21 protein-coding genes and 1 pseudogene are annotated in these 18,067 nt (G+C 41.2%); 16 read left to right on the top strand and 6 right to left on the bottom strand.

Annotated elements, in window-relative coordinates; translation table 11 throughout:
• Nucleotides 1-142: 142 nt before the first annotated feature.
• The 6 genes from ABOA58_RS02170 (at nucleotide 143) to ABOA58_RS02195 (ending at nucleotide 4,862) form a co-directional block, all read left to right on the top strand.
• On the top strand, nucleotides 143-685 hold the full coding sequence (locus tag ABOA58_RS02170) for an RNA polymerase sigma factor (RefSeq protein ID WP_350301022.1): 543 nt from the start codon (nucleotides 143-145) through the stop codon (nucleotides 683-685).
• Nucleotides 682-1,149 (top strand): hypothetical protein, encoded by a 468-nt coding sequence (locus ABOA58_RS02175; protein ID WP_350301023.1) that lies wholly within the window; start codon nucleotides 682-684, stop codon nucleotides 1,147-1,149. The genes ABOA58_RS02170 and ABOA58_RS02175 overlap by 4 nt, the downstream gene beginning before the upstream one ends.
• Nucleotides 1,142-2,206 (top strand): hypothetical protein, encoded by a 1,065-nt coding sequence (locus ABOA58_RS02180; RefSeq protein ID WP_350301024.1) that lies wholly within the window; start codon nucleotides 1,142-1,144, stop codon nucleotides 2,204-2,206. The genes ABOA58_RS02175 and ABOA58_RS02180 overlap by 8 nt, the downstream gene beginning before the upstream one ends.
• Complete coding sequence (locus ABOA58_RS02185) at nucleotides 2,203-3,129, top strand: LiaF transmembrane domain-containing protein (protein WP_350301025.1); 927 nt, start codon at nucleotides 2,203-2,205, stop codon at nucleotides 3,127-3,129. The genes ABOA58_RS02180 and ABOA58_RS02185 overlap by 4 nt, the downstream gene beginning before the upstream one ends.
• 180 nt (nucleotides 3,130-3,309) lie before the next feature.
• Nucleotides 3,310-4,224: a diacylglycerol kinase gene (locus ABOA58_RS02190; protein ID WP_241590133.1), complete on the top strand. Its 915-nt coding sequence runs from the start codon at nucleotides 3,310-3,312 to the stop codon at nucleotides 4,222-4,224.
• Between the two features lie 62 nt (nucleotides 4,225-4,286).
• The gene (locus ABOA58_RS02195) at nucleotides 4,287-4,862 is read left to right on the top strand and encodes a GNAT family N-acetyltransferase (protein WP_350301026.1); all 576 of its coding nucleotides are present in this window, start codon (nucleotides 4,287-4,289) and stop codon (nucleotides 4,860-4,862) included.
• Nucleotides 4,863-4,906: 44 nt separating this feature from the next.
• On the opposite strand, the gene ABOA58_RS02200 is transcribed toward ABOA58_RS02195, so the two are convergent.
• Entirely contained in the window at nucleotides 4,907-5,125 is a 219-nt protein-coding gene (locus ABOA58_RS02200) for a methionine aminopeptidase (protein WP_101225004.1), read from the bottom strand.
• Nucleotides 5,126-5,314: 189 nt separating this feature from the next.
• On the opposite strand from ABOA58_RS02200, the gene rlmD reads away from it, so the two are divergent.
• Both rlmD and ABOA58_RS02210 read left to right on the top strand, forming a co-directional pair.
• Nucleotides 5,315-6,685, top strand: a complete 1,371-nt coding sequence (rlmD, locus tag ABOA58_RS02205) for a 23S rRNA (uracil(1939)-C(5))-methyltransferase RlmD (RefSeq protein ID WP_350301027.1) — start codon at nucleotides 5,315-5,317, stop codon at nucleotides 6,683-6,685.
• 320 nt (nucleotides 6,686-7,005) lie between these two features.
• Nucleotides 7,006-7,527: a YitT family protein gene (locus ABOA58_RS02210; protein WP_413015119.1), complete on the top strand. Its 522-nt coding sequence runs from the start codon at nucleotides 7,006-7,008 to the stop codon at nucleotides 7,525-7,527.
• A 9-nt stretch (nucleotides 7,528-7,536) separates the two neighbouring features.
• Here the strand turns inward: ABOA58_RS02210 and ABOA58_RS02215 are convergent, their stop codons facing one another.
• The 4 genes from ABOA58_RS02215 to ABOA58_RS02230 all read right to left on the bottom strand — a co-directional run bounded on the left by ABOA58_RS02215 (nucleotide 7,537) and on the right by ABOA58_RS02230 (nucleotide 10,313).
• Nucleotides 7,537-8,397, bottom strand: coding sequence for a DUF421 domain-containing protein (locus tag ABOA58_RS02215; RefSeq protein WP_350301029.1), 861 nt, complete (start codon nucleotides 8,395-8,397; stop codon nucleotides 7,537-7,539).
• Between the two features lie 30 nt (nucleotides 8,398-8,427).
• Nucleotides 8,428-8,634 (bottom strand): DUF1657 domain-containing protein, encoded by a 207-nt coding sequence (locus ABOA58_RS02220; RefSeq protein WP_101225000.1) that lies wholly within the window; start codon nucleotides 8,632-8,634, stop codon nucleotides 8,428-8,430.
• 235 nt (nucleotides 8,635-8,869) lie between these two features.
• Nucleotides 8,870-9,874, bottom strand: coding sequence for a stage V sporulation protein AD (gene spoVAD, locus ABOA58_RS02225; protein ID WP_350301030.1), 1,005 nt, complete (start codon nucleotides 9,872-9,874; stop codon nucleotides 8,870-8,872).
• A 235-nt stretch (nucleotides 9,875-10,109) separates the two neighbouring features.
• Nucleotides 10,110-10,313, bottom strand: a complete 204-nt coding sequence (locus tag ABOA58_RS02230; protein ID WP_101224998.1) for a DUF1657 domain-containing protein — start codon at nucleotides 10,311-10,313, stop codon at nucleotides 10,110-10,112.
• 528 nt (nucleotides 10,314-10,841) lie between these two features.
• On the opposite strand from ABOA58_RS02230, the gene ABOA58_RS02235 reads away from it, so the two are divergent.
• The 3 genes from ABOA58_RS02235 to ABOA58_RS02245 are packed head-to-tail and all read left to right on the top strand — an operon-like array spanning nucleotide 10,842 to nucleotide 12,568.
• Nucleotides 10,842-11,018 (top strand): hypothetical protein, encoded by a 177-nt coding sequence (locus tag ABOA58_RS02235; protein ID WP_241663407.1) that lies wholly within the window; start codon nucleotides 10,842-10,844, stop codon nucleotides 11,016-11,018.
• On the top strand, nucleotides 11,015-12,292 hold the full coding sequence (locus ABOA58_RS02240; RefSeq protein ID WP_350301031.1) for an ammonium transporter: 1,278 nt from the start codon (nucleotides 11,015-11,017) through the stop codon (nucleotides 12,290-12,292). The genes ABOA58_RS02235 and ABOA58_RS02240 overlap by 4 nt, the downstream gene beginning before the upstream one ends.
• Nucleotides 12,293-12,340: 48 nt before the next feature.
• A complete protein-coding gene (locus ABOA58_RS02245) occupies nucleotides 12,341-12,568 on the top strand; it encodes a hypothetical protein (RefSeq protein WP_350301032.1) in 228 nt (75 codons plus the stop codon).
• 338 nt (nucleotides 12,569-12,906) lie between these two features.
• Here ABOA58_RS02245 and ABOA58_RS02250 read toward each other — a convergent pair whose 3' ends face one another.
• Nucleotides 12,907-13,239 (bottom strand): hypothetical protein, encoded by a 333-nt coding sequence (locus ABOA58_RS02250; RefSeq protein ID WP_350302769.1) that lies wholly within the window; start codon nucleotides 13,237-13,239, stop codon nucleotides 12,907-12,909.
• A 354-nt stretch (nucleotides 13,240-13,593) separates the two neighbouring features.
• On the opposite strand from ABOA58_RS02250, the gene ABOA58_RS02255 reads away from it, so the two are divergent.
• The 5 genes and pseudogenes from ABOA58_RS02255 to ABOA58_RS02275 all read left to right on the top strand — a co-directional run bounded on the left by ABOA58_RS02255 (nucleotide 13,594) and on the right by ABOA58_RS02275 (nucleotide 18,032).
• Complete coding sequence (locus tag ABOA58_RS02255; protein ID WP_350301033.1) at nucleotides 13,594-14,250, top strand: 5-bromo-4-chloroindolyl phosphate hydrolysis family protein; 657 nt, start codon at nucleotides 13,594-13,596, stop codon at nucleotides 14,248-14,250.
• Nucleotides 14,247-15,419 carry a toxic anion resistance protein gene (locus ABOA58_RS02260; RefSeq protein WP_309079306.1) on the top strand — a complete coding sequence of 391 codons (1,173 nt, stop codon included), beginning with the start codon at nucleotides 14,247-14,249 and terminating at the stop codon, nucleotides 15,417-15,419. Before ABOA58_RS02255 ends, ABOA58_RS02260 begins: the two co-directional genes overlap by 4 nt.
• An 11-nt stretch (nucleotides 15,420-15,430) precedes the next feature.
• Nucleotides 15,431-16,000, top strand: coding sequence for a nitroreductase family protein (locus ABOA58_RS02265; RefSeq protein WP_350301034.1), 570 nt, complete (start codon nucleotides 15,431-15,433; stop codon nucleotides 15,998-16,000).
• A 622-nt stretch (nucleotides 16,001-16,622) separates the two neighbouring features.
• Nucleotides 16,623-16,700 (top strand): annotated as a pseudogene (locus ABOA58_RS27730) (SEC-C metal-binding domain-containing protein); the annotation flags it as partial.
• A gap of 333 nt (nucleotides 16,701-17,033) precedes the next feature.
• Nucleotides 17,034-18,032 carry a S8 family peptidase gene (locus tag ABOA58_RS02275; RefSeq protein ID WP_034306043.1) on the top strand — a complete coding sequence of 333 codons (999 nt, stop codon included), beginning with the start codon at nucleotides 17,034-17,036 and terminating at the stop codon, nucleotides 18,030-18,032.
• Nucleotides 18,033-18,067 lie beyond the last annotated feature (35 nt).

Consider the following 18,067-nt stretch of genomic DNA (forward strand, 5'->3'; position numbering starts at 1 on the left):
TCACTTTTAAAGTGGTACGGTTTTCTCTTGATTAAGTGTGAAAAAGCCGGAAATATTTTTGATTTTTTTTGAGTTATCTGTAGGGGTAACTCCTTTTTGTGCGTCTATTACATGAATGACTAAAAGGAAAGGAGGAAGAGAAGTGTCGGATGAGTTAGTTGAGAAGGTAAGGGCTGGGAATGATCATGCATTCCGAATGTTGATTGAAACATATAAACAGACGATTTATAGGACCGTCTATTCCGTCTTGCGGAATCAAAAGGATGCAGAAGATGTTACCCAGGAAGTCTTTATCAAAATCTACACCTCTCTTCCTCAATATAAGAACCAAGGTTTCAAAACCTGGATTACCCGAATTGCGGTCAATCATGCAATCGATCTAAAGAGAAAGAGGGAACGCCAAAAGGAAGAATTACAGGACGAACATTCATCGGAAGTTAATTTGGGCTTAACTGATGATGTCGAGGCCGTATTCTTTCGGAATGAAAGGCGAAAGCAAGTATTACGGAAGCTGAATGACCTTCCAGAGGGATATCGGGAAGTTGTATATAGCTATTACATAAAGGAAAAGACATTCAAGCAAATTGCAGAGGAACAGCATATTCAAGTGAAATCTGTCGAGGTAAAGCTATATCGGGCAAGAAATTGGATGAGAAAACATTGGAAAGAGGAGGATTTTTCATGAATCATGTTCCTGAAGCAGAATGGGTTGCATATTTGGCAGATGAAATACCAGAGGCTCTAAAAATTGAATATGAAAATCATCTATACTCCTGTGACAAGTGTTTGTCTGCCTATATGGAAGCGATGGAAAAAGAAGAAAATAGTCTGGACATCGAAGGATTTGATATTGCAGGTCCGGTCATGGACTCGATAAGCCGATTGAAAGAAGGTTCTGGTGAAGAGGCTAAGCAACACCGAAAAGAAAAATCACTTCGGACGATTACAAGACATTACCTGATTGCGGCAGGGTTTACGATTTTATTGATGGCAGGCGGAGTATTTCAATCATTGACGGAGTACGTGGATTCTGTGGAATCAAGCAGCGGAAAGGAAACGCAGTCCTTAACCGATGGGCTTATTGATAAAACATTTAATTGGATGGACACAATCGAGAAGAAAAATAAGGAGGGGTTTAGAAATGAATAAAAGTCCGGTATTAGCTTTTTTATTATCGTTTCTGCCAGGTTTCGGACATTTTTACCTAGGAAGAAAATATAAAGGGTTATTTTATTTTCTTGCCACGGCTGGATTGGGGCTTGGAGGTCTACTTCTTTCGTTGATCAGTCAATCGGATGCGTTTCTGGCTTTTTCCGTTATTGGAATGGTGTTTTATTTCATCAGTATATTTGATTTGGTGGTCACCTCACTGAGAAATCCTAAAAGTGAAGAGAATGTAGGGGCCGATCAGCCGGAGGCGGAAAGATTTTATGTAATCATCCTTTCATTCGTTCCAGGATTAGGGCATTTTCAGCTGGGTCTCATGAATCGGGGACTCATTTTTCTCATCGGCTTTTTAGGCCTTGGCATCATGGTGGTATTCATCAGTGTGATGACACAAATGGAAGGTCTGTTAATATTCATGGCATTATTGCCTGTTATCTGGATTTACAGCTTTTTTGATTCTGTTCAACAGCTGAATAAAAAGCAAAGAGGTGAGGAGCTTATCGATCGGACCGTTTTGGAAGATTTCGAGGAGAGAAGGGAATCCGGGAAGAAGAGTAAATCGGTTGCGACTTTATTCGCCATTTTTCCTGGTGCAGGTCACTTATATTTGGGGCTGCAAAAACGTGGGATTCAATTGATGGCAGGCTTTTTATTCGCCATTTACATACTGGATTTACTCCGGTTAGGTTTCTTCTTTTTCCTTATCCCGATTATCTGGTTTTATAGTTTTTTTGATGGATTACAAAAAGCCTCGAAAATGGAAGAGGGTCCAGTAGAAGATACACCCATCATTTCGGGTATGGTCAATCACCAAAAATGGCTAGGATTGGGGTTGGTGGGAATTGGAATCTATTTCTTGGCCAGTAATATAATCGTCCCGGCCATTGCCCCTCATTTGGATGAATGGATTGGAAGCAACTTGGAGTATTGGTTTAGAGATTATTTTCAAAAAGGACTTGTATGCATCCTTCTTATAGGCGGGGGAATCAAATTGCTGTCGGGAAGTAAAAAAGGGAGAGTCGAGGAGGAGACAAAATGAGAACATGGAGAGTCGGAACGATTTCAATGGGGATCTCCCTGGTTGGTTTGGGTTTGGTTTTACTCGTTTCTCAAATTGCGGATATGAATTTGACGACGATTCTGCTATCGTGGTGGCCGTTGCTGTTCATTATCTTGGGTGCAGAGATTCTCTTTTATATTTATTTTTCCAGAAAAGAAAGTTCTTTTGTAAAGTATGATATTCTTAGCATTCTTTTCGTGGGATTGCTTGGAACGACGGGAATAGTTTTAATTCTGCTTACATCCAGCGGATTGATGGATCAAGTTAGGGCTGCCGTTAATAGTGAAGAGAAAACGGTCAATTTGCCTGGTTTCAATCAAAAGGCAGGGGAGGGCATACATAGAGTTGTCCTGGACACTGGCTCATACCCATTGACAATTGAAAGTGGTAAGGACGAGGAAGTTTCCGTTTTTGGAACATATGGTGAGCGGGTACTGGAAGATGCTGATTCGTTGTTGAAAAAGGCGGAAGATTATTTACTTGTTGAGAGAAATGGTGATACTCTTTATATTAGCTTCAAGGATTTACCGAGTCAAAATGGACTTTTAGACAGTGGTACAAGGAATCTTAAGGCAACCCTTATAATCCCTGCTGAGTTGGCAGTGGAGATAGACGGACAAAGTACCGATCTTGTCTTGAAGCCTAGAAAGCTCTTGAATGACTGGAGTGTGAAGGACAGCGGAAATCTAAGTGTAGTCCTTCAGGATAATAGTGATATCAAGATAGATGCCAGAGGGGTCGAGGAACTTGAAGGCCCTGAGAGTGGCTGGAAGATGACTGAAGTGAAAAAAGGAACAAGTGATGAAGGCATTGTAAAAAAGAATGGGATATTCAATACTGGTGATGGGAAACATACTTTAACGGTTACCGATACATTTAACGTGAATGTTCAATATCCATGATTGAAATCATTTACTAGAATAAAATTGTAAAAAGCATTATAATTTTCCCTGATAAGATTTCTAGTAAAATGTAAAAGATATGGACCGAAATACGGTCCTCTTTTTTTCGAATATTGCTTTTCATGTAACGAAGGATTAAGATGTAAATTATGGAATCAATATGTATAAGGATGATGGGAAATGAAAAGAGCAAGGTTGATTTACAACCCGACTTCGGGCCGGGAAGCCATTAAGAAGAGCCTGCCAGGTGTGCTAGCAAAACTTGAAGAAGCTGGTTATGAAGCTTCTGCACATGCGACGACCGGTGCCGGGGATGCGACGAAAGCGGCTAAGATAGCGATTGAACGCGGCTATGATGTAGTTATTGCAGCAGGGGGCGACGGTACGATTTATGAGGTTGTTAATGGACTGGCCACTGCAGAGAAACGTCCGAAACTAGGAATCATTCCGACGGGAACGACCAATGATTTCGCCCGGGCGCTGCATTTACCGAAGTCGATCGAAGGGGCGGCCGAAATTATTGCAAGTGGGCATACAATGCCGGTCGATATCGGGAAAATGAACGATAAGTATTTCATCAATATTGCTGGCGGGGGCAGATTGACCGAATTGACCTACGACGTGCCGATCAAGCTGAAAACCATGCTTGGTCAGCTAGCGTACTATATTAAAGGAATTGAAATGCTTCCTTCAATTAAGCCGACGGAAGTTTCTATTGAATATGATGGAAAGCTTTTTGAAGGAGAGATCATGCTTTTCTTGGTGGCTAACACGAATTCGGTCGGCGGCTTCGAGAAACTGGCCCCTGACGCCTCTTTGAATGATGGGATGTTCACGTTGCTTATTTTGAAAAAGGCAAACCTCGCTGATATTGTCCGTGTCGCAACATTGGCAATGCGCGGTGAACATATCCATGATAAAAACGTCATTTATGAAAAAGCCAATCGAATTAAAGTACATGCCAAAAAGGACATGATGCTTAACTTGGATGGGGAATTTGGCGGGATGGCCCCAGCTGAATTCGTAAATCAGTACCGCCATTTTGATGTATTTATCCCGCAAGGAATACTGCCGGACGATCCGGCAAATAAATAGGTTGAAGAGGCCACTGAATCTGGTGGCCTTTTCAGTTTAATGAAGCAAGGAGAATTACAAACATGTATATCAGGAAAGCGACACCGGAGGATGCGGAAAAGGCAGCCGTATTGACCCGGTTAGCGATTAAGGAAATTGCAGAGGTTTTGACAGGTGAAACGGAAGAAGAAAGGATACTTTCCGTTCTTGCCGATTTGTTCAGGAAAAGTGGGAATCGGGTCAGCTATGAAAATACGCTTGTCAGTGAACATGATGGACAAGTATCTGGATTGATCATTGCTTACCATGGCAAGGATGCCGAAAGCTTGGATGAACCGATAGTGAATCAATTAAGGATGAAGATGAAAGACCCAAGCGTTACGATCGATAAGGAAGCGGAAATGAGAGACTTTTATTTGGATACAGTATCCGTCGACCCGGATTTTCAAGGAAAAGGTATTGGCAGTGCACTGATTCAATATGTTGAGGGATACGCTAAACATAAGGGATATCCAAGGGTTTCTTTAGTCGTTGAAAAGGAAAATGAAGCGGCGAATCGTCTCTATGGCAGATTGGGGTATGTGGAAATTAAAACCATTTTGATTAGCGGCCATGAATTTCGCTATATGGTAAAGGAAATAGAAGAACCTCCTGTTTAACAGGGGGTCCTTTTTACTCATTTGAAATTTGGCACTGTATGCGATTACATTTGCTGTCCATTCATGGCGGCCCAATCAGCGTAAGCACCGGTGCCATTACAGCCGGGACAGTCGTGTATATCGGAAAAATGATATTCCGTAGGTACGAAGGAGCTGTATCCACGTCCGTAACAATCCGGACAGAGGCCTTTTTCCTCCATACTTGCACGATGTTTCTCTAACCTTGTAGCATTCCAGGCCGATATAGAGTTAAATAAACCCATTTCCTCACCTCATCTGTTTTTCCTTATTTTTCTTTTTTTAGTGAACTTTTATTCATGGAACTATGAAAAATCCGTAATTCCTTCCACTATATTTTTATGAAAACCAAGGTAAATTGGTGAGTGGTTTTGTGACAAGGCCTCTATTGTGGTAAAATACAGGCTAGCATAAAAAAGAAAAGAGAAGATGATATGAAAAAAACAGCACCAGTTGCTAAAAATGATATTATAGAGGTTTTATTTGAAGATTTAACACATGAAGGGGCTGGCGTCGCTAAAGTCGATGGCTACCCGATCTTTGTTCAGAGCGCCCTTCCAGGTGAAAAAGCAAAAATTAAAGTGATGAAAGCTAATAAGGGTTATGGCTTCGGCCGCTTGATGGAGATTATCGAAAACAGTCCTTACCGTGTTGAGGTCACGACCGAAGATTACCCTAAATACGGTGGTTGTCAGCTTCAGCATATGAGCTATGAAGGACAGTTGGAATTCAAGGAAAAGCAAGTGCGTGAAGTGATGACACGCATCGGGAAACTTGAGGATGTGAAGGTTCACCCGATCATCGGGATGGAGAATCCAACTCATTATCGCAATAAAGCGCAAGTGCCTGTTGGTGAAAAGGATGGCAAGCTAATAGCAGGGTTCTTCAAACCGCGGACACATGAAATTGTTGAAACGAAAGAAAGCATTATCCAAAATGAAGTGATCAATGAAGCCGTTCAAGTTGTTAAAGAGATTTTCAGTAAACTTGGTATCCCTGCTTATAATGAAGAGGCACATAAAGGTGTTTTGCGGCACATCATGGCCCGTTATGGCAAGCAAACAGGCGAATTAATGATTGTTCTTGTTACAAGAACGAAAAGTATCCCTTTCATCGAAACCATCGTGAAGGAAATCGTTGAACGTCTTCCACAAGTGAAATCCATTGTACAAAACGTGAATTCCAAGAAAACGAATGTTATCTTGGGCGATAAAATGACTGTACTATGGGGCGACGAAGTGATCCATGATATGATCGGTGATGTGAAATTTGCGATTTCAGCAAAATCCTTCTACCAAATCAATCCAGACCAAACGAAAGTCCTTTATGATAAAGCTCTTGAATATGCAGGGCTGACCGGTGAAGAAACGGTGATAGATGCTTATTGCGGCATTGGAACCATCTCTTTATTTGTAGCTAAAAAGGCGAAAAAAGTGATTGGTGTCGAAGTGGTCGAAGATGCGATTGAAGACGCACGCCGCAACGCTGAATTGAATGAAATCTCAAATGCAGAATTCATGGTCGGTGACGCAGGTAACGTTATTGCTGAATGGTATCAAAAGGGCAACACTGCGGATGTCATCGTTGTGGATCCGCCTCGCAAAGGTTGTGAAGAATCCCTTCTGAATACGATCATCGAGATGAAACCTAAAAAAGTCGTATACGTATCATGCAACCCAGGCACTTTAGCGCGTGATCTTCATATATTGGAAGAAGGCGGATATAAAGCAGTTGATATCCAGCCTGTCGATATGTTCCCAATGACGACACATGTTGAAAATGTAGTGTTATTAGAGTTGAAATGATTGAGTGTGGGCCCGGTCTAATTGACTGGGCCTACAGTTTTTTTATGGCTTGTACAATTTGGACGTTGATTTCCGTTCAAGGCACTCGCTTTCCGCGGGTCTCCCTAGACTCGCTTTTCCCTACAAACTGTGGTCCCGGTCTAAATGACCGGGACCTTTTTACCGTAATTAGTTTGAAGGGAAGGGAGGGAGATTTTTTTTTTGCATGTTTATTCTTGACGCTTTGACTTGGACATATAGTAAGAAATATATGAATTGGGAGGCAAGGTGATTTTATTAATTTTCAAAAAGCGGTGGCTGTAATCGTTGGTAGCTTTTTGGTGGGCATTGGAATCAATGGTTTTTTAGTTCCCCATCATTTAATAGATGGCGGCGTTATTGGGATTGCACTTATCCTTCATTATTTCTTTGGTTTTCAAACGGGGCTATCCATGTTGATCCTTAGTATTCCAATATTTTTATATGCCTGGTACTATGAACGGTCTTTTTTCTATAGCAGCGTTCACGGATTGCTTTTGACATCCCTTTTTATGGATTGGCTTAATCCATTGAAAAAGGTCTTTTCCATTTCGATACTTACAAGCTCTTTGATTGGCGGTGCCATCATAGGGATGGGCATAGGACTCATGCTTCGATATGAGACAAGCAGCGGGGGAACGGATATGTTAGCTAAAATCATCTCAAAATCTACCTCCATGGATATTGCTTTGGCGATTATCGTCATAGATACACTAATCATTTCAGCTGCAGCATTCACCTTAGGTATCGAAATATTTCTTTTTTCATGTGTGACGATCGTCATCATTGGACTGATCACTTCGCTTATGAAAGTGAGGAAATGAAAAATATAATCAGTTCCTTAAGATATGGGCTACGTCATCTATTGCCCTTTGCAGCTTTTCGCTATTTTTGCTAAACATCTCTTTAGCTTCCTTTGATTCAGTTCCAAGGGCAAACAACTCTAAGTCCGCTTGGCATTTTTTCAAGGTCGCGAGCAAAAGAGGTTTTTCTTGAGGGGAAGGAACTTTAAGCTTATCATCATAAAGGTCCACAGTTAATTCTCCGTTAGAATTAGCTTGACCAAGAAACACATTTTCTAGGAGTACACCCAACTTATCCAGTTCAGTATGAAGCCAATTTCGGTTCAGACCAATCGTGGAAAGTGGTTCATCAAGTATGCTGCCGTCCATAATGATGGTTTGTGGCTCCTTTACTGCAGCTACAGACAAGTTAAGGTCCTTGGCTGTTATAGGTTGATTATGCTTCTTTAACATGACTGAAAAATCCCCGTTGGCTTCCAATAAGGCAAACTCAACTTCAGAAATATTGAAGACATCCTTCTTCCGGAGCAATCCTAACAATTCATCGATGGTATATTTCTCTTTTTTTAAATTATCTTCCATGACTTTCCCATCTTTGATGAATACCGTTGCTTTTCCTTCAATAAGGTCACGAAAAGTTTTACTTTTTAAGGATATTAATCCTGCAATGAAGGGTGCTATGGCAAAAACGAGAATGGACAGTACGCCATGTATAATATTGCCTTCCACTTTTGTAGCTAATTCTGCCCCAACATTACCAATGGTTATGCCCGTTACATATTCAAAAAAGGAAAGCTGGGACAATTGTTTTTTTCCTAACACTTTAGTGATCAAAAAAAGAACAATTAAAAAGAATAATGAACGTAAAACAATTTCTATCCAATCCGGCATTACCAAACACCCCCTGATTGATCATGGTTATTAAAAACCTTTATATTGCGGTTCTTCCCTTTCTAACTCGCCTACGCGCTTCTGTACATCCTTAATAACTTCATTCACCACCAGCATCGTTTCATGCAAGATGCGTTTAGATTCATCATCTTGTGTCCGTAGTGCTAAGCTGGATAAACCTGCTTCAACTCCTTTTAGGCTAGAGACACATTGTTTGACATTGGAAGCTATCGTCATGCAGCATCCTCCTAATCTTTAGGTCTATGGGTCGGAACACTCCAGGCTGTTATCCAGGCACTGGTTACTTCAAACATGCGAGCGACAACAGCCGAACAATCCATTCTTTTCCGCATCCGCTAACGCTTCCGAAACAATCTCCGCAGCCAAGAATGTTCATCCAGTATGAGCAGGCGTCTGGTTGAATACTTCAAACATTATCTGTCCCGTTACACAAGTAAATCATGGTTGTGGTTCACTCATATTCAATCGATACGGCATGGGCAATGCATGGTATCGTCTCACTTTGTTGAAAGGAAAGGGGAGATAATAGAGCACCTGTAGCCACGACGAGCAATCGTTTTATTTCTCCCTTTTTCATGCGATTTAATAAGTGGCCATAAACGACCGTTGCGGAACATCCTGGGCCACTTGCCCCGGACAGGACCGGTTGACCATCCCTGTATATCATTAAACCGCAATCTTTATATTGCGCTTCTTTAATCGGCGTACCGTGTTTATTAAATAATTCCAAAGAAACTTCATGTCCAATCTTTCCTAAATCCCCGGTCACTATTAAATCATAATAAGATGGATCGAGGTTTCTTTCTCTTAAATGGGCTTCAATCGTATCAACGGCGGCAGGGGCCATGGCACCTCCCATATTGAAAGGGTCAGTGAGGCCCATGTCGATGACACGGCCTATGGTAGCCGAAGTGACCCTTGGGCCTTCCCCGTCGCTGCTTAATAAAGCCACGCCGGCTCCCGTAACGGTCCATTGGGCTGTTGGAGGTTTTTGCCCCCCGTATTCAGTTGGGTAGCGGAATTGTTTTTCTACTGCGGCGTTATGACTTGATGCTCCTGTCAATAAGTACTCTGCTCCTTTGGTATTGACAAGGTAAGCACCAAGCGCCAATCCCTCCATGGAGGTGGAGCAGGCGCCAAATAAGCCGAGATAAGGTGTTCCCAGTGTTCGGCAGGCAAAACTAGTAGGCGTTATTTGATTGATAAGGTCACCTCCAAGGAAAAATTGAATCTGTTCCTTCTGAAGACCAGCCTTTTCGATTGCTTTTGTGCTCGCTTCTTCCAATAAGACTTTATGTGCCTTTTCATAGGTATCTTGATTTATCCATAAATCGGAATGGAGAAGATCGAAATCATCCGCAAGCATACCGTCTGCTTCAAATGGACCGCCGACAGTTCCTGTGGAGACGATGACAGGCTTTTGATCAAACACCCATGTGCGATGCCCCGTAAGCATTATAAACCACCCCAATGTATGAGTATTGTCAGTGCTAAGGTAAAACCAAGTAATAACATAAATGCTTCTGCCAATTTGACTATATTGGTCCCATTCCCTCACGGATATAGCTGCATTACCACCAATTCAATACACCACAAGTCCGGTAAGGACGGAAAAACGCTTGATACAGAAAAGAAATGAATGGATATAAAAAAAGGCTGGTTGCCTTAACCAACCTTTTTTATATGAATGATTATTGTTTATATTGAGGTTCCTCGTTTTGTATCTCTTCTATGCGAGGAGTGATGCTGTCCACAATCGTTTGTGTTTGTTGGGCAGCTTGCTGGTACAGTTGTTTGGCTTGCTCGTTATCTGTTGAAAGGGCGAAGGTTTCAAAGCTCGCTTGAGCACTTTTCAGCCCGGCTAAAGTTGTTTTGACATCATTTATTACCGTCATATATGAACCTCCCTAGTTTGTAACTGCTTTATTAGAGTAAGGAAAATATGATTAAATATACCTTCCAAAATTTCTCTAGGAAATGAAGTGTAATTTCATTATAAAACTTAGTTCTTCAATCTCATTCCATTAATCAAACGTTTGATTAATGAAGGGGAACAGGCAGAAGTGTTATTAATATTATCCGCGCCTTTTAGTTAAGCAAATCGGTTTTATTGTTTAATTATTGACTGAATTCAGAATTCTTAATATAATGAGAAAACATAACGTGATTACGTGAGGTGATATGACATTTATATTCGTGATGATTTATATAGTAGGGTTGTTTTTGAAATTTCATCTGAAGAAGTTGTAAAAGGACTGCTATTCCACAAAAGCAAACAAGAGTCGGAAATTGAATCGATCAAAGGTAAAATTCATAAATATGAGCAAAAACGGAGAGCTGAGGAAGCTTGGTATCAATCCCTATCACCATTTAAACGTTTTTTTACAGGGCGTGCCCCAAGTCATCACCAGGCAGTTGAGCATTTGGTGAATGTTAAAGATAGATATAAACAAATCGAGAAAATAAAACAGAAGGTCGCTTTTTTAAATGAGATGATCGGTTTACTTGAAGCTGAACCGGAAAAACGGGAAATGAATTTACCATCAGACATCATTAAAGAAATAATGGCCTGGCAGAAAGCGGAGGGAACACCAAGATGACTCTAGAAACGTTAAACGCTGGCTTGGATACGATTTGGGTGGTTCTGACAGCAGCCATGATTCTATTGATGGAGGGCGGGTTTGCTTTACTGGAGGCAGGGTTCGTCCGTACGAAGAATAATGTGAACATCATCATGAAGGTTTTTGCCGATATTACGATTGGAACGCTTTGCTATTTCGTCGTTGGTTTTGGCTTAATGTATGGAGCGGATGTATTTGGTATTATTGGAGCAAGCGGCTTTCTGCTGAAAGGTGATTTGTCGCATATCGACCTTACGATTTCCATCGATGCATTTTGGTTATTTCAAGGGGCATTCGTCATCGCCGTCATTTCCATCGTTTCGGGAGCCGTTGCAGAAAGGATCAATTTTCGGGCGTATCTTATTTTTGTCGTAATGATGACGGCATTCATCTATCCGATTGCCGGTCACTGGGTATGGGGTGGTGGCTGGTTAAGCGGGTTGGGCATGCAGGACTTCGCAGGGTCTGCGGTCATTCATGCACTAGGCGGTTTTTCTGCACTTGCGGCTGCCATTGTTATTGGGCCGAGAGCAGGAAAATTCACTTCACGGGGGACTAGCTCCATTTCACTGCCGAGCAATCTCCCACTGGCATCAGTTGGGGCATTTCTTTTATGGTTTGGCTGGTTTGGGTTTAATGCAGGAAGTACCTTGCAAGCTACTGATGGACGCATTGGCCATATTGCCATTGTCACGATGCTCTCAGCTGCATCAGGGGGAGCGGCGACCTTGCTTTATACACTTTTTAGATATGGACGTTCGGATGCACCTTCCGTCATCAATGGCTCACTTGCAGGTCTTGTCGGGATTACGGCTGGCTGTGCATTCGTTAGTGATTTGGCGGCATTGTTGATTGGTGCAGTTTCTGGAATGTTGATGTTAGCTGCGACGAATTGGCTGGAAGCCCGAAAAATCGATGATCCGGTTGGTGCCTTTCCTGTTCATGCGGCATCAGGGATGTGGGGTACGATCGCGGTAGGGCTTTTCTCCACTGAAAACGGATTGTTCGCCGGTGGGGGATGGCATTTGCTCGGAGTTCAAACATTAGGATTAGCGGTGTTATGTATCTGGGGCTTTTCATTGACATGGCTCGTTTTTAAAATTATAAATGTTTGGCTGCCTATTAGAGCCACTGAAGAAGAAGAAGAACTCGGATTGGATATCAGTTATCATGGCATCATGGCCACACATACCTCGCCGGAGTTCATCAAGGTAGAGGACTACTATAAGCAGGATGAAGAATTGACAAGGTAATGACTATAATACAAGATAGAATCAAGATAAGTAAGAGGTGAATTTTAAATGGGTGCATGCAATCTTAATCATTCGCAGCAAGATGTCAGGCTGAAATTTGAGAGTCAAAAGACATTTTTACCAAGCGAAATAAGTCAAACATTAGATCGATATCTGGAAAAAGGGAATTCGCAGGAAACATTGAATGAACTTTTTCATCTATTGAAGAAGTATGACTTGTCTCCCCAGGAGGAACAGGAATCAAGAAACGAAAAGTTGAAACGGATAATGTTGTAAACGGGAAAGAACGGGAGTGCAAGGATGACTTCCGTTCTTTTTTTGTTTTTTTTCTTATTAAACGATTTAAGGGATTGGGCGCGGGAATCTGACTCCTATTTACTTTTTATTCAGTGCCATTTTTAAAGAAGATAGCAGGAATCACATTTAAGGCAGCGAAAACATGATTGTAAACGAAAAGGTGTTCTTTTAAGAGTTTAAGTAACGCGGACAAGGGTTTAGCGGACCTTTAAAGATTTAATCAATCGTTTGATTAAATCTCATGAACTGACTACCACCTTCAATAAAAGCATGGAAAAAATAAAAAAGCGGGAGCCCATAATGAGCTCCAGCTATCTTTAAAAACCATCATCTGTAGCGGTGAAGGGGATGTTTAGGTTTCTTTCCACTGCCCGAAGTCTTTGATTAAGCCTGTTTAACCTATTCGTATGTCGCTGGTCTGCTTGACTTAGCCGGGAGATTTCTTGGTTAATGCGGTTCACTTCCCGGTTTATCCGCGTGATTTCTTGGTTTTGCCGATTGAGTTCCCTCGTTTGACGCTCATTTTGACGCTCAAGTTCCCGGATTCTTCTTTCAAGTTGTTGAGGCTGCCTTTCAATATCGAATTGCTCAGGCACCTGGCTATATGGATTTTCTTGTACCTGCTGAAAGTTCCAATCTTGCTGTGGCATATAATCAAATCGTTCAGGCTGTTGGAAATATGGGTTAAAATTAGGCTCAAAGTACTGATGATTTCCATTTTGTTGTGGATAAGGATAAAATCCGTATGAATTCATGGTCAACTCTCCTTTTTAAAATCAGGATGGATACCTTATAACTTATGTCAGTTCCGGTGAAGTGACTAGGCGTTAGCCCATATGAATGGGAAGAAGAGGTAATTAACAGAAAAAATTTCAATAAATTTGCAGAAACCATCCGGTTCCTATATCGTTTAGGATAGGAGAAATTCTTTTATCCATCTTGAAACCAATTCCAAGGATAATCCGTATATAAAGAAAAGAGTGTAAGTCAGGAGTGTAATGATAATGAATCGATTTCTTGCTGATTTTGTTCCGATATTGATTGCATTTCCAATGGTTTTGCCGGTTTGGATGATTAGCTATTTTGCATTGAATCAACCGTTTGCCCTGTCCGTTGTCATATCTTTAGCAGGAGGGGTACTTGCATACTGGCTAAGTTCCGTTTATTTTTCATCAAGATACCTCAAAAAACATGAATTGACGAGAAAAGAATATCAATATATAAAGAAAAATTTAACTGAAGCAAAACCGAAGATATGGCGGGTGCAAAAAGCACTAATCTCTGTCAGGCATATCTCTTCTTTCAAACAGAGGAAAGATATGATTAAAATGATCAGGAAAATATATAGTCTGACGAAAAAAGAACCGAAGCGGTTTTACCAGGCGGAACAATTTTATTACTCTCATCTGGATTCCGCCATGGAGCTTGCGGAGAAATATGTTTTTTTAGCACAGCAGCCAAAAAAGAATAGGGAACTCGAACTCTCCTTAACGGAGACTCGTAAAACCTTAAAGGAGCTCACTAATACGATAGAAAAGGATTTATATAAAGTGATTGCCGATGATATCGATAATCTTAACTTCGAATTGGATGTTGCTAAGCAGTCCATTAAAACGAGAAAAGAGTCACAAGTAATTGATGAAAGCAGGAGGTTAAAATGAATAACAATGATCCAAACCTGTTGAATAAAACGAATAATGCCAGTTTGATCGATGACCTTTTAGCCAATCCATTTGATGGGGTGCAGGAGCTTGAGAAAGTATCTTCCCAGGAAGCGAAACCGGTTAAACTGATTGATGTCATTCCTGAAGAGAACAGGGCAAAGGCTTATCAGCTTGCCGAACAAATCGACCCAACGAATCATCAGGCGATGATATCCTATGGTACACCCGCCCAATCAAAGCTCCTGACCTTTTCTAATTCGATGCTTGAGCATGTCCAGAAAAAAGATGTGGGTGAAGTGGGCAACATTATCAATGATTTAATGAAAAAGTTAAACGAGCTGAGCCCGGATGAGTTAAAACCGGATAAGCCCTCATTTTTTGCGCGTATGTTCGGGAAGCTCTCGGGATCTGTACAGGAGGTGCTATCCAAGTATCAAAAAACAGGGGCCCAAATTGACCGAATCAGCGTAAAACTCGATCGGAGCAAGAATATCCTGTTATCGGATATCGTAATCCTTGAAAAGCTATATGAAACGAATAAGGAATATTTCCAGGCATTGAATGTATATATTGCAGCTGGGGAAATCAAACTCGAAGAAATTCATGAGAAAACGATTCCGGAGCTAAGGAAGTCCGCTGAATCAAGCAATGATCAAATGAAGTTTCAAGAAGTCAATGATATGCTGCAATTTGCTGAACGGTTGGATAAAAGGCTTCATGATTTGAAATTGAGTCGTGAAATCACGATTCAAAGCGCACCGCAAATCAGGCTGATCCAAAACACGAATCAGGCACTAGTCGAGAAAATCCAATCTTCGATCATGACAGCGATTCCGCTTTGGAAAAATCAGGTTGCGATTGCATTGACCCTAATCAGGCAAAGGCATGCTGTAGAAGCACAAAAACAGGTTTCCAAGACTACAAATGACTTGTTATTGAAGAACTCCGAGATGCTGAAAACGAATACCATTGAAACTGCAAAAGAAAATGAGCGCGGACTTGTCGATATTGAAACATTAAAGAAAACTCAAGCTAACTTGATATCCACGCTTGAGGAGACCATGCGGATTCAAGAAGAAGGAAGGCATAAACGCCGGCAAGCCGAACAGGAATTGGCATCAATGGAAAATGAACTGAAACAGAAACTATTAGAGATAAAGGGATAAGGGGAGATAACATGGAAACTATCGAAGCTATAAAAACGAGAAGAAGCATTGGAATCGTTAAGCAAGATCCGGTACCTAAGGAAATGATTGAGCAAATCATTGAAGCTGGAACGTATGCACCCAATCATCATCGAACGGAGCCTTGGCGTTTTTTTGTATTGACTGGAGAAGGAAGAAATAAACTTGGCCAGGTATTCGAAGAAATCACAAGAATGGAAAATGCGGATGATACCCCTGAAATTTTAATCAGCAAGCTCGAACGGCAAAAAAAGAATCCATTAAGGGCTCCAGTCATCATCGCGGTGGGCATAGAGCCTAGTGATAAGAATAATGTCCTTGTGGCAGAAGAATATGCGGCAGTGAACAGTGCCATCCAAAACATGCTACTTGCAGCACATTCTCTAGGTCTGGGAGCAGTATGGAGAACGGGGAAAATAACGTATCATGAAAAGGTCCGTGATTTTTTCAATTTATCCTCTAAGGGAGAGGTATTGGCTTTCATATACTTGGGTTATCCTGACATGGAGCCGAAACCTGCCAAGAGAACATCGATTGATGAATTGACCACATGGATCGGATGAAAGATTGAGAGGGCTGCATCAGTTTATAGATACTGATGCAGCTTTTTTTATTGCCTTCAATATGGCTTCCTTAAATCTGCATTTAATGAAAGCGATTTGGCTTTGTCAGGCTTCGTTTCAAGTGACGATTGATGAATTAGGTTGTACAATACATAGGAAGAATAAATTTTGATGAATTAGGATGTGTCTATAGATGAGAACGATTGATCCATTTGAGATACTCGATGGAAAAGCGATAAAATATTTGGATGTATTTGGCGTTGAGGATGGCATTGCTTTAAAGAGTAAGTACGAAGATAAATCGTATTGGATATATGATTATTATTGCATGCATCAGACTTGTGATTGCCAGGAAGTATACCTTGAATTCGTTGAGGAGCTTAAAGGAAATAAACAGGCGGGACAGCATTTTGGAGTGAGGGTTTCTTTCGGGGATAATCAATTTGTCCTGGAGGATTATAATATTTCCAAGCAAAAGGCGATGGATATCGCGGAAGATACGCTGAAGCACAGTAAAGGTGTAATGGAGTTATTTAAACAGCGGTATCAGCAAATGAAGGAAAAAGGCACGCAAATTATCATGGAAAGTGCAAAGGCAGCTAAAATGCCGCATGTTCATGCAGAACCGATCATTGGCAGAAATGAACCTTGTCCATGCGGAAGCGGGAAAAAATACAAAAAATGCTGCGGTGCAGCTTAACATTTTGGAAGCTGACTCGATTCGGAGTCGCTTCTTTTTTAATTGGAAAAGCGCATGCTTGGAAAAAAACTGAATAATGAATAAAAAAACGTGGTATTTATAGAACGTTTGTTCTATAATAAGAGTACCAGATAATAACACAAAAAGAAATAAAAACTAGTTATTTAGACGGAATTTTCCGAAAACTTCTTTTTTATTTTCATAAATCTGGTATATATAAGAGAGAAGAGTTTTTTGATCTCATCTCTTTCAACGGTAGACGGCAACCAGACGGGATGAAAATCCCAACACTGATGGCAGTTTAACTTATTGAACGAAGGAAGGGGTAATCAAATGACAAGAGAAAAAAGATTAATACCTTACAAAGTTCTTGAAGTAATGGAAACGGTGAAAGAGAAGATTCCTGAGGGTGTCGAACTTGTGAAAGCACCGGCGATTTGGGAAAAAAGCAGTTATGGTGAGGGCGTGGTAGTTGCCGTCATCGATACAGGCATTGACAAGGGACATCCAGACCTCAAGGAAAGAATCATTGGCGGGAAGGATTTTACCAATACCGGGGATTATCAAGATGATAACGGACATGGGACACATGTCAGCGGTACGGTTGTGGCTGCCATTAATAATGCTGGTGTAGTAGGAGTGGCTCCGAAAGCAAGCATATTAGCGTTAAAGGCCCTAAATGGTCAAGGACAAGGCGATATAGATTGGATTAATGGGGCTCTAGAGTATGCAATCAATTGGCGGGGACCTAATGAAGAAAAGGTTTCGGTCATTTCACTTTCACTTGGCGGACCTCCGGATGAGACTGAACACAAACTCATTCAAAAGGCCCTTCAGAACGATATCCTTGTTGTTTGTGCAGCTGGAAATAGCGGTGATGGGCGTCATGAAACGGATGAATTGGATTATCCAGGAGCATATCCCGAGGTAGTGGAAGTCGGAGCTGTGGATTTAAGCAGAAATTTAGCGGATTTTTCAAATACAAATGATGAAATTGACTTGGTGGCGCCAGGGGTTGATATTCTCTCTACGTATCCAGGAAATAAATATGCCAGGTTGAGCGGAACGTCAATGGCTACGCCTCATGTAAGCGGTGCAGCAGCTCTCTTGAAAGTGATTGCTGAAAAGGAATTTGAGCGCAATTTAACTGAAGCGGAATTATATGCACAGCTGGTGAAAAGTACGGAAGATCTGGGAATAAGCAAAAAAGCACAGGGAAATGGATTGCTTAACTTAACGATAACGGAACAAAGAGCTGAAAAATCAATTAAGATTACGATAGAATCAGAAAACCTTAAGTTACCGAGTAAATCGGTTGTCATGGAATATTAGAAAAGAAAAAGGTGCCTCAATAAATTGGGGCACCC

Origin of the sequence: Peribacillus frigoritolerans, assembly GCF_040250305.1 — a bacterium.
In the GTDB taxonomy this organism is placed as follows: Bacteria; Bacillota; Bacilli; order Bacillales; family DSM-1321; genus Peribacillus.